Annotated in this window: 8 protein-coding genes; 5 read left to right on the top strand and 3 right to left on the bottom strand. The window is 46.3% G+C overall.

The window, feature by feature from the left end; genetic code table 11:
• Positions 1 to 14 precede the first annotated feature (14 nt).
• From AACZ88_RS21570 to AACZ88_RS21560, 3 genes are all read right to left on the bottom strand, one after another.
• On the bottom strand, positions 15 to 1,307 hold the full coding sequence (locus AACZ88_RS21570; protein ID WP_109649947.1) for a toprim domain-containing protein: 1,293 nt from the start codon (positions 1,305 to 1,307) through the stop codon (positions 15 to 17).
• 239 nt (positions 1,308 to 1,546) lie between these two features.
• The gene (locus AACZ88_RS21565; protein WP_109649948.1) at positions 1,547 to 2,359 is read right to left on the bottom strand and encodes a hypothetical protein; all 813 of its coding nucleotides are present in this window, start codon (positions 2,357 to 2,359) and stop codon (positions 1,547 to 1,549) included.
• Between the two features lie 119 nt (positions 2,360 to 2,478).
• Complete coding sequence (locus AACZ88_RS21560; protein ID WP_109649949.1) at positions 2,479 to 3,690, bottom strand: hypothetical protein; 1,212 nt, start codon at positions 3,688 to 3,690, stop codon at positions 2,479 to 2,481.
• A gap of 103 nt (positions 3,691 to 3,793) precedes the next feature.
• Here AACZ88_RS21560 and AACZ88_RS21555 point away from each other — a divergent pair, with 103 nt between their 5' ends.
• Genes AACZ88_RS21555 through AACZ88_RS21535 form a run of 5 tightly spaced genes read left to right on the top strand, consistent with a single transcriptional unit; the run spans position 3,794 to position 11,577 of the window.
• Positions 3,794 to 4,588 carry a M23 family metallopeptidase gene (locus tag AACZ88_RS21555; RefSeq protein WP_109649950.1) on the top strand — a complete coding sequence of 265 codons (795 nt, stop codon included), beginning with the start codon at positions 3,794 to 3,796 and terminating at the stop codon, positions 4,586 to 4,588.
• Positions 4,589 to 4,598: 10 nt separating this feature from the next.
• Positions 4,599 to 5,858 carry a hypothetical protein gene (locus AACZ88_RS21550; RefSeq protein WP_109649951.1) on the top strand — a complete coding sequence of 420 codons (1,260 nt, stop codon included), beginning with the start codon at positions 4,599 to 4,601 and terminating at the stop codon, positions 5,856 to 5,858.
• Between the two features lie 4 nt (positions 5,859 to 5,862).
• Positions 5,863 to 6,177: a hypothetical protein gene (locus tag AACZ88_RS21545; protein WP_109649952.1), complete on the top strand. Its 315-nt coding sequence runs from the start codon at positions 5,863 to 5,865 to the stop codon at positions 6,175 to 6,177.
• A 12-nt stretch (positions 6,178 to 6,189) separates the two neighbouring features.
• A complete protein-coding gene (locus AACZ88_RS21540) occupies positions 6,190 to 6,555 on the top strand; it encodes a hypothetical protein (RefSeq protein WP_109649953.1) in 366 nt (121 codons plus the stop codon).
• Positions 6,556 to 6,561: 6 nt separating this feature from the next.
• Entirely contained in the window at positions 6,562 to 11,577 is a 5,016-nt protein-coding gene (locus tag AACZ88_RS21535; RefSeq protein WP_109649954.1) for a helicase-related protein, read from the top strand.
• Positions 11,578 to 11,788: the final 211 nt, after the last annotated feature.

Below are 11,788 nucleotides of genomic sequence, written 5' to 3'. Positions count from 1 at the left end.
TTTCACGGCGGTATTCAGCATAGGTTCACTGGCGGACAACCGGACTTTTTTTTTATTGAGATCAGTTCCTCGTTCCAATCCTTCGTGGTGGGGGATTTGTCCATTTTTAGCATGCCCTGCGCGAAGCATTGTGAAAGTGCCCCGACCGCCAGACTCCAATAGGTTCTGGAATGTTGGGGAAGAAGAACAATTTTTTCCAGATCCAGTTCCCAGAGCACCTTGTCGCGATAGCAGATGGGCTTTTGTAGGCCGTAGGGCATTCCGTAGGGGGGGCTGGAAATCTGTGCATTGATGTAGTCGGTATCCCGTTCCATGGCAACGACGGATTTGGAGAGATAGTTCAATTTCAAGCGCATCACGGGGCGTTTCCAATCCGTTTCGATAAACACCCCCTTTGACTTTCGATTGATCCAATGGCCCAGGACAATGAGGTCGTAGCGCATCCCTTCGATATCTTGGTCGAAGGCCAAATGAAGGGGGAGCGTATTGGATGGATCTACCTTATGATTCCATTGGAGAAACTGTTCCAGTTTCCGCCCGTCGATATGGCCCGACATGGAGATATAGAATGTTTTTGGGCGACCGTGTAGTTCATGGTAGGCCATGGCATCGAAACCGCTCTCCACACAGACTATTTTTTCCGCGTTGATGTTTGGATTTGAAACGAAAAGGTATTGATAACGCCCGTTGAGGAACAAGCGGAACTTTTTCACCTTTCCGTCCTTGCTGTCCCGATAGGGCCTATTGTAAAGGGTATAGTTCTTGATCTTGCCGTCCACATCGAACTTGGGAAGGGCGATATTGGCGATACGGCCGTTGCTGTCACTGATATGGAAGGCATTAAAAATCCTGCCCTTGAAGGCTTCGGATTTGAGCGTGTTTATGGAGAGCCCGCGAACTTCCGCTAAATAGTTCGGTCGGGTCAGGGGGCCGATACGATAACGCTCTTCCAGTCCAACGTACCTTTTATTCTTTTGCTGCAGCTTGACCGAGGGCGGTTCCGGGTAATCCCGTTGGATAATGTCCAGTCCCTGTTTTATGGCCTCGTAAAAATTGGGGGAGCGATTATGCAGATATTTGAAAAATCGTCCCTTGTCCAAAGAGTCGTTGCGGTTGAAATAGGTCACGGGGTTCCTTCTTGTCTGTAGGACGATGCGTTCCGCCTCCTTTCGGTATTCCTGTGAGCCCGAACTTTTCTTGAGCAGTTGGTAGCCCTGTGCGATCAGATATCCGGAAAAATCTACTTCGCTATCGATCTGGGCGATCAGCCGTTTGTAGTGCCCGGGATTTTCGGAATAGTTCTTCATCTCTATAGAATTCACTAAGCAATTGATATGTATTAATTTATGGTAGTTGGTATTGCCATAATTTGATTAAGTGTCTACCCGCCTGGCCACCTACGGACGGGTTATGGGCTTTCCTATGAACATGGGATTTGTTGGCCGCATTCCATATGGATATGCGAATGCGGGAGGCCTTGTTTTTGTGTATGGTTTGATGAAAAGTAGGCCGTCCATTACGGACGGCCCATAGAGGGGTCAACCGGTCAAACCTTTATACCCCGGCTCCGCGACTTTTTTTTTTCATCGGGATTTACCTCAAGCTTTTTGGCTTTTTCCAAATCGATATTTTTGGTGATAAAAGTTTCCCTACGCGGGGAATAGGACACCAAATAGGGTTTGGTTCCGTGGACCTTGCTCTTGATCTCCATTTCGAGTTCTTGGCCCCTGTTGAGCGCGTCGGCCTGTTTTACAGTCAACTTTGCCCCATAAAAATAGGTGTTCGGGGAAAGAGCCGCTTTGGTACGGATGTCCCGTACCTTGGGTTCGTAATAGGCCAGCTTTTGGAACACTTCCCCATCGTTGGTGCTTCCCTGAAAGAGGACGAATTCCTTTTTGTGCGCCATCCGATCGTATTCATCGGCACTGAAACTATGGTTATAGGCCCATGCCTTGTCCAGCGTTACCATTTCATTTCTCCGGTACTGGACATCCAATCTGGAACCTAGGTTCCTGTCATAGACCATCTGCACCATCTTGGCACTTTCCTTAAGCTCTCCCTCCGAGATATAGGTGGACTCGTGGAAGTGTTCCTTCCCCTCGGTCAGATTGTTGCGTACGCTTTGGGAAAGTTTTTCATAACTGATGTACTGTCCCTCCAATTGTTCCCTTACATCCCCATAGGCGAATTTCTGCTCTTTGGATTTAATGGGTTCAAAGTACTTCTCGTTTTTCGGAAGTTTGAACGACTGTCCGTCATTGGTCATTACGGATACCTTTCCGTCTTTTTCTCCGACCACGGTCGCCCGTTGCCATCGTTGGTTCACTTTTACGAAAACCTGCTCTGCTTGTTTTTCCATTTTTCAAGTTTTAAATTAAGGATTAATAAACAATTGTTAACTTTGTAATTCTGGATATGACATTTCCATTTTTCATGTCCGGAATTAAGGATTGAAGGGGGCGGGAGCGCCCCCTTTATTTATACGGCCATCTTAAAGGCCTTTAACATTCCAGTTCCACTGTAGACCCCGTTCGCTGCGAACTCCAACGTCCAATTGGCATGTACGGGTTTAACGATCTCTATGGTCCTGTCCATATAGTTTCGGTAATAACTCCAGAGAAAATAGCGAAGTGCGTTGACCTCAAAGGGAATACGGCACGATACCCATTGCTTTTCCCTGGTGAGCACGATACTCTTCCGGTTCAGAAGGGATTGGTCAGGAACCTTATTGTATTTGATATATTCCTTTGTCAGGCTACCGTTGTATTTTATTACCTCATTGTGCAGCTTTGCCAATGGCTTCTGCCCTTCGGGGTCGAACCGGATTGCCAAGTGGTCTTGGGCCACCCGGAATAAAAAGCGCGAATCGTTGATATAGGAAATAAGCATCAGATCATGGATATAGCCCTCGATTTTGGAGGAACCGGTAAAACTGAGTACCATTTTTTTCAGTTTGGTACGCTTTAAAATCTGCACCAGTAATTTTGAGGTCTCGTAATTGATGTCGGAGAGCGTGAGATAGACCACATCCTCCAATTGGAACCTTCGATGAAAGGCCATGGCTTCCATGGGGTTGCGGAGTACCACCAAATGCTTGATGGTATCGGGCACCTTACTGAACCAAACGGATTTGGAAATATCGCTTTCCGCTATCAGGGAAAGCTTCCCATCCTTGTCCATGGCATATCCCGTGACGGTATTGGCCAGGTTTCGATAGGGGAAATACAATCGGCCTTCCGGATTTTCGTAGATGCGATCTTGGAAAATGTCGGAACCTATGCCCGCTATGCTTTTCGGCCTTAAAGTAAGCTCCTCGGCAAACAATTCAAAATGGTTGAAACCGATGTCAACCAGTTCAAGAGAATTTTTGGAAGCGTTATTTAGAAGGAATTCCGGTTTTTTTTCAAGTTGCACATAGAAATCCTCGATTTTGGTCCATAGACCCGTTCTTGCTTCCGCATCCGTTCGGGAAAGCCGTTCCAATATAAAGTCAAAGGAGGTACCTTTTGTTTGGGGTTCGCTTGGCCTGTAATAGCGATATCCAAGGTCGGTCTTGATAACGATATAATGCTCCTTTCCCATGTTGTAGCCTATAAACGTATTCGTCTTACGCTGGAGGACAAATCCAAAATAATCTAGTAAGACCGGTAAATCCAGCGTTGCATCAAATTTTCTCCAGGTGTTGTTCATATTTGTAAAAATTGCATATATTTGTAATAATCACTACAAATATAAGTAAAATTTGCAATTGACAAAATTTTGTGCAACAACCTTTACAAATAAACTATGATCCATGAGCGTTGGGAGGAACATTAAAAAATCAGTAGTCGGTTGGATAAGGGGATGTGCCCGAAAGGTGGGCGACGTGACCAATTCGAGGGACAACGGTCATTTTACCCCACAGAACAGTAGTTACTGGATTTTTGTCGGGGTGTTCTTTCTTTGCATCACCGCCAATCGATTTTTTTACGATAACCCTCAAAAGCCGGAAGACCTTGGAATCCTAACAAGGCAAATAAGCCGACCCGTGACCGAGGCATCAAGGGAAGACCTGATCTATCAACGGCTCAATGACCTATTGCGCGATTTGGAAAATTTCGAACAAATGGACCGATTGAAACCATTTTTGCCCTTGCGCCCGGAAATCTTGGACAGCCTACCTTCGGCGGTTCCCCTGTTCCGGGAACACTATGTGCTGTCAAGTTCCTATGGTAACCGTCACCATCCCATCCATCAGGTTACAAAAAAACACTTCGGCATCGATCTGGCGGCCGAGAAGGGTACACCGATCTATTGTACCGCTGCCGGCAGGGTGGCCCATATCGAAAATGATCCCAATGGTCATGGTCTTCACATCATCATTTCACATGCCTATGGTTTCAGTAGCCTGTACGGGCATATGGAATCCGTGGCGGTCGAACTCGGGGAAGTACTCGATGCCCATGATTTTATTGGAACCGTTGGGAATACGGGGATTTCCACTGGACCCCATTTGCACTACGAGGTCATCAAGGACGGAAAGAGGGTAAATCCCGCATCTTCCTTCAATATAAAGTATGAGGCGTATTCCAATTTAAAAATCGATTGAACCGATAGCCATGAAATCGTATCTCACTATTCGCAATTCCATTAAACTCTTCCACAGGATCAAAAATTTTGTGTCCCAATTTTTGGACCCCGACTTCAGTGCATTTAAAAAATTTGAATTTAAGGCCGTTCCGACCGATCAATTGAACGACCTCAGAAAGTTGCGATATGTCCGTGATCTCAAATTGGCCGAATCGGGTTTTATCAATACGGCATTGAAAGAGCAGTTGGCCCTTTTAAAAAGTAAAGACCAGCTGTTCCAAAAAGACCGGAATATTACCCCTATAGGTCGCATATCCATCCATGAAAACGAAAATAAGTTGATGAAACTGTTATTGGGGTATCATAGGGTAGAGAATAGGACTTATATATCCTTTACCCATGTGAACAATTGTCCGGTCTGGCGCAACTATTCCATTTCGCTATTAAAGGAAAGGGTTCAACACCTGTATCCTTCCAGATCCGATCATTTGTTTATGAAGCACAGGTATTTCCAAAGGGATGTCGACCATTTGGATATGCAGACCAAAAACAGGCTGCTCCACCTTTTCAACGATACTTTAAGTAATATTTACTCATACAATCGGCATCTACAAAATGGCATCCAAACTCTAGGGCCGCCTGGCGATAAACTACCCAAATTTTCCAAAACGTTGCCTATTCAGGTCGAACAAGGTTTGGAGGGACTTTTCGTTCCAGCAACCCTAGGAAAAAACGTTGTCGTACTGGTGCCCTATCTAAAAGTCGCCAATGAAAAAAATCGCCTATATCTCTCGGTAGGCGAATTCCGCACATTACTTGGACAAAAATCAATAACCTTTTTGGCCGAGACCAAATACGGCGTTTCCCTAGGCATTCATGGGAACAGATTATTCCTAAAGGCTACGGACAGTGTGGAAGGTATCGATGTTTTAAAGCAATGGACATTGCTGGATGATTTTTTGGAATCCAAAAACGTCCCGAAACGGTTAAAGTACGAGGTCGTCAAAAACCTTATTGAGAAGAAGGACTATCTCATAGATGTGGACAAGATTCCCTTGCGGCAGACCAACGATACCCTACTGCTAAAAAAGCATTACGGTTCGGGCAAAACCTATTTTGCGTTGACTAAAAACGGCAAGAAACCAGAACTCAAGGAATATAGGCCCATTGCCAATCTAAAAAGCAAACATCCCGAATACTACCGTGGCTACAGGGAATATATGAACCGTACCAATCCCTTGGAACCATTGGGGACTAAAGAAAAAAGAAGAATTAAATTTTCCATTTGACACCATGCTTTTTGAGATAACGATTTTGGACACAACTGGACGCCCCTTACTACGGGATGCTTTCCTTATGGACAGTATTACCACGTTGTTGGATTTTACATCAGAAATATTACAACCATGGAGCGAAAGTGCTGAGCAGCAGGCCTATGAACTATTCATCCACTCCGAAAAGGGGCGACACGTTTTCTATCACTTCGATTCACTTGAAGGCGTGATGCTGTTCAAGAACGCCTTGTACGAACACCTTATCGAATTGAACGAAACTCTGCGTCCAAATATTGAAAACGCGAAAGATTTTACACTGTCAAACAAACCTTAAAAAATACAATCTATGACACAGGCAGAACTATTGCTTACCTCGGAAACCCAAAAATTCCGGGCCGAACATCCGGAAACGATCAAGGACTGGGAGCGTCAGCTTGCCAATGGGGAATGTGGTCCCGACCTTCATTTTTGTTTTTACGCGTTGGAGGCTTATCCGAACCTGACCGCCCGTTTGGATGCTGCGGAATACCGTTTTGATTTTGCCATCAATGCCTATATCCTGCACGCCAAATTACAGGGACAGTTTCTTGAGGACGGCCACATTGGGCCCCTTGCGCTGGAGCATGCCAATGAAGCCCTGTCGGATATCTATCGGGCCTTGAACGAAAAACACGCCGAGGGCAGGGCGGCCATCCTGAAATCGCTTCAATAGTCCGGGATGAAACAGGAACATTTGGCCCAGATCGTTGCCTTGATAAAGGCATCGAATCCCAAGAACTATTATATCAACAATTCCGGACTTGCCAAGTTGGGGGAGCTGTTGTTCTATCCCGCCTCCGGAAATGAAGAGCAAGGGAAACAGTTATTGCGGACGATTGAACAGGCTTTTCCAGAAACCTTTAAGGAAATTCTGGATTCGTTGCGGCGGTACCATCTGACCAGTTACTACACGCCCAAGACCATCATCGAATTTAAGATCGGTCTTCTAAAGAAAAATGGGTTTGAACCCAAGACCATACTGGAACCCTCGGCTGGCAATGGGGCCTATGTACAGGAATTAAAAAAGGTGTTCCCCGAAGCCCATATCACAGCTTTGGAACCTGATATCCTATCCTTTGAGATCCTTAAGGCCAATAACCAAAAAGACGACCGTGTAACCGTACTGAACACCACTTTTGAGGATTTTTTTCTGGATCAGGTGGAAAAGGCCCGTTTCGATTTGGTCATGACCAATATCCCATTTGGCGACATTCCCATCACCAAGGCGTATCGACACGATTACCTGACGGAAGGCCCGCTCAAAAACGTGGGCAATTATTTTAATTTTTATGCCCCTAAGATGGTACGCTATGGTGGGATCATGGCTTTGGTTACCTCTTCCGCCTTTGCCGAGCGAAGTGCCTACAATGGTTTTAGGGAGTCTATATTATTGGAGAACGACTTGCTCCTGGCCAACCGTTTCAACACGGACTTGTTCACCAACGAGGGCACCAAGGTCGTATCCGATCTATTGGTGTACCGTAGGACTTCCAACAAAAAAACGCTATCCACCGACGAAATGGATTTTGCGGAAACCGAAGCCGTTGAACTGGAAGGTCAATCCTTTCTGACCAATCGTTTTTTCAAGAACAATCCGGGAAATGTTCACGGTACGCCCAAGCTCGGCTTTTTCCACAACAGGCCAAGCATTATTGTTGAACCTAACGAAATATCCCTGTCGAATTTTCTGGAAGGACAATCCGATGGTTTCAAGTTCGAGGTCGGTCCGGCACCTTTAGATATACCGAAAAAACCGGAACCCTTGCCAAAGGAGGCCATAGCCGAGGAACAAACGGCAGCACCACCAACGCCTCCTATCGTCGATACGGTTTTACCTCCGATTGCCTTGCACGATAAAGAAGCCAAACAATACTCCCGGTTGTTTTTTGGTACCTACAATTTTAACAAGAAGGGCGAAGTTTTGTTTTACACCGACCCACAGAGCACAAGAAAGGTACCCCATAAAATCAGAGAATTGGTGGCGGACTATGCCCGTATGCGGAACGAGCTCGTACTGCTCAACCTCAATATCGAAAAAAGGGAACTTCCAGAGCAAGAAGTTGCCAGACGCTTCCAGGACTTGGACTACCAATTGGACACCTTCCATTTTAAGTGGGGATTCCTAAAGGGGCATCTCATATTTCTGAAGGACGACCATTATTTCGAGCAGGTCCGCCAACAGTTTGAGAAAAAGGAGGATGGAAAGGGTTATGGCAAAAATCCGTCGTTCACCCTGGAACGATTTCTAAAGGCTCCCCGCGCCAAAACCAAACCCGATGAAACCGCTTCTGCTGAAATTGGCACAGATACATCCGACTCAAAGGAACCCAGATTCGAGAATCCCGAACAAATGGCGCGCTACCAATTTGACCATAACGGACAGATCGATATAGCAGCCATCACAAGAGCCTTTAAGACCAACGAAAAGGAACTGTTGCTGAACGGGCTGGAAACCCGCTCCCTTTTTCTAGAGCCCGATAGGGAATCCGAAACGGGCTATGCAGTGGTGCCCTATTTCCTATTTTCGAGTGGCTATATCCAGGATAAGATCGAGTATGTCGGGAACCATCCTCCACCATTTGAAATCGAAACGGAAAAAATGGAACGGGCATTGACGGAACTGCTTCCCGCAAAGTTGGACCTGAACGATATCGAGTTCAATTTCGAAAGCCATTTTATTCCTATTTCCGCAAAGGAGTCCTTTTTGGAGGAACTCATAGGCGAGAAGGTACAGATCAATATGGCGCAGTTCAACTCCACCTTGACCTTGATGTTCCCAAGGGACTTTAACCAAGAGGCCCACGAACGATTCAGTGTGGTGCTCCGCCATGAGGTCAAGGCGAACTATAAACGGATATTGCAACATTTTGCGGAAAATAGGTATCCGGTCATTTTCACTTCGTACAAGGACCGATCGGGAAAGACCATCAGGAAACTGGACAAGGATGCCACCTTGATGGCCCAAAACCTTTACGAGGAACTGCAGCTCCATTTCAAATCCTTTATCGAGGGGCGGCAAGAGTTGAAGGCCACCATTGAGAACAACTATTATCAGGCCTTTTTGGCCGATGTCAATATCACCGTGCCCAAGGGATGGCTCACCTTTCCCGATACCTTGGTCTACCCGCCCTATCAACACCAGATCGATTCCACCCTCTTCGGGCTTACCAAAGGGAGTGCCCTGAACGATCATCAGGTCGGCAAGGGCAAGACCCTCTCCATGGCGATGCTGGCCCATAAACTGAAACAACATGGGAAGAGCAAAAGAACTTTGCTATTGACCTTAAAAAGCGTAGCCCCCCAGATCGAGGCCGAGATCAGGGCCAATTTTCCCCAACTGAACATCCTCCGATTAAGTTCGAAGAACATGGCCAAGGGCAAAAGGGCCAAGACCTTGAAAACGATTAAAAACCACAGGGCCATTGACCTGATCATCGCCGAGCACGGCCATTTAAAGCAGATTCCCAAATCAAGACATTTCGTCCTGCATATCCTCGGGGAAAAAATCGATATGATCGAACAGGACTTACAAACGGCAAGGGAATACGGAAATATCAAGGAATCCAAGAAACTGATTAAGGGCCTTATCAAAAGAAAGGAACATTTGGAGGATAAGTTGCAGGCGACCTTAAAAAAATTGGAGGAACGGTCCGGGGAATCGGAGACAACACTGACCGATCTGGGCATCGAGGCCCTGATGATCGACGAGGCCCATTATTTCAAGAACATCGGCTTCACGACCCGGCACCAGAACGTATCCGGCCTCAACAACCATTCGGACAGTCAAAGGAACCTGGACCTCGAAATCAGCATAAAATCCATCCACCACAGGATGGGTCCCGACAAAAACATCTTTTTTTATAGCGGCACCCCTCTAAAAAACTCGGTTACCGAACTGTATGCCTACCAGCGCTATCTTACCCCTGCGGCACTGAAGCGCAAGAACATCTTCAATTTCGATGCCTGGGCCTCGATTTTCCTGAAGCAGAGCGTAAGCATCGAACCGAACATTTTCGGGGATCCGAGGATGCATGCGCGATTTCGATACTATACCAATCTGCCCGAATTGAGCAAGATGTACAACTCCTTTACCCATATCTGTAGGGACAAACATTTCAAGACCCATGACCTTGAAGTGGACAGGGAATTTATCATTTTAGAGTCGACACCGGCCTATGAAGAACTCAAACAGGCCTCGCTCAGGTTTACAAAGGATCGCAACCAAAATGCCCTGTTCAAGGTTCCCATTTACAACGCAGACCAAATGAAGTCCGCACACATAACGGCACTTAATATCAACCGGTCCCTTTTGATCGACCCTTTGGCAAAGGACAATCTCGCCATCGATTTTTCGGAACTCGACCAGTTCAAACTCCAGCGTCTATGCCGGGATGTCGCCGGGCTTTATAAAAAAACAGCGGAGCACAAAGGGGTGTGCTTGGTGTTCTCCGACCTGAACGTTTGGAAACCTGGACAATACAACTCCTATGAAACGGTCCGCGAAATCCTTCGGGAAGACTATGGCATTCCAGCCCATGAAATTGCCTTGGCCCAAGAGGAAAAGGCGAAGAACAAAACGGATTTCATGCAAGAAAAGATACGAAATGGAGAGATTAGGGTGGCACTCGGTAGTACACAGGTATTGGGTACGGGCACGAATATCCAAAAACGGGTCGTAGGCATCTTCCATATGGACATTCCCTATTCCCCAGATGCCTTCGACCAACGTGCCGGACGGGGCCTGCGCAAGGGAAATGAAGTGGCCCAAATCTATGGCAATACGGTGGTGGAGCGATTTTACGGCATCAAGGATTCCACGGACATCTTTTCCTATTCGTTGAATACCCATAAAGAAAGATTTCGGGAACAGATCAGGGAGGCCGATCCGAACAAGCGCATTTATGACGACCTCGTTCCCGATGACAAGAGCCTGTCCTATGAACAGATGCAGGCCGCGTTGATTGGGGATATGGACCAGTTTCAACTCGTCAAGCTTTCGGATGACCTAAAGTTTCTACAATCGCAAAAGCGGTTGCACGAGCTCAACAAGGCCAATTCCTTCAAAGCCATCGAGCGCATCGAAAAGGAAAACAAACATATTGTTTCCCAAGTGGCCGATTTGGAGAGGGCGCAAAATACGATCAGCCAGCTGAACCTGCCCATGGATGAAATCGAACCCGAGGACATGGGCCAGTTGCAAAGAAGTTTGCTAGGTCTCGTTTCGGGTTCCGAACTCGAATCGAGTGTCCATAACATAAGGGAACCCAAAACATTTTTCAAAGGATTGGGCCTGGCGATGGTCGAACGGTCGAATTTGAACCTGAACATACAAAAGCACAAGCAAGTTGCCCGCTTGCAAACCCTGAACGCCAATTTGGTCTTTCAAGCGGAATATGTTCCCTCAAACAACAATTATCTCTATTGCTATCGGCTGGAGTTCAGGAATTTCCATATCGTTGGCAGAAAACAGCAGCGGTTCGACCCGGAAAAAGTCGCCCTTCAACTTTTCAAACTATGTCAAAAGATACAGCGGGAAATCAGATCCAAAAAATTCGATCTGGACTATAACCTACGTTCGATGGAAACCCATAGAAAGAAAACGGCCATTGGCTTCCCTCGGGAAAAGACGGCCAAAATGCAGGTATTAAGACAGGATATCAAAGACCTCAAACGAAAAAGGGCGGTGAAGGTCTGATCCTGCGCAAAACCTAATATTGCAAATCCAATATCTCGCCGACAATAAATGAGCGGCTATTTTAGAAGTTGCAACTAGCGACTATATTAGAGTACTGAGGTTGAAGTTGAACCGAAATTAATCTGAATTGGGTTGGTTGGTGGTAAGACCAACACTTTTTTCTATTTTCCTTTCAGTGTAATTTTTTTCAGCATATCAATTCAGTTTCGTT

It is taken from the genome of uncultured Kriegella sp., assembly GCF_963975415.1.
Lineage (GTDB): Bacteria > Bacteroidota > Bacteroidia > Flavobacteriales > Flavobacteriaceae > Kriegella.
Note: the sequence above shows the minus strand (reverse complement) of the source record. Positions and strands in the feature narration are given on the sequence as shown.

Excerpts from the sequence above, each read along its gene's own strand:
- AACZ88_RS21535 (WP_109649954.1), top strand. The coding sequence starts at position 6,562 with ATGAAACAGGAACATTTGGCCCAGATCGTTGCCTTGATAAAGGCATCG.
- AACZ88_RS21545 (WP_109649952.1), top strand. The coding sequence starts at position 5,863 with ATGCTTTTTGAGATAACGATTTTGGACACAACTGGACGCCCCTTACTA.
- AACZ88_RS21570 (WP_109649947.1), bottom strand. The coding sequence starts at position 1,307 with ATGAAGAACTATTCCGAAAATCCCGGGCACTACAAACGGCTGATCGCC.
- AACZ88_RS21540 (WP_109649953.1), top strand. The coding sequence starts at position 6,190 with ATGACACAGGCAGAACTATTGCTTACCTCGGAAACCCAAAAATTCCGG.
- AACZ88_RS21565 (WP_109649948.1), bottom strand. The coding sequence starts at position 2,359 with ATGGAAAAACAAGCAGAGCAGGTTTTCGTAAAAGTGAACCAACGATGG.
- AACZ88_RS21550 (WP_109649951.1), top strand. The coding sequence starts at position 4,599 with ATGAAATCGTATCTCACTATTCGCAATTCCATTAAACTCTTCCACAGG.
- AACZ88_RS21560 (WP_109649949.1), bottom strand. The coding sequence starts at position 3,690 with ATGAACAACACCTGGAGAAAATTTGATGCAACGCTGGATTTACCGGTC.
- AACZ88_RS21555 (WP_109649950.1), top strand. The coding sequence starts at position 3,794 with ATGAGCGTTGGGAGGAACATTAAAAAATCAGTAGTCGGTTGGATAAGG.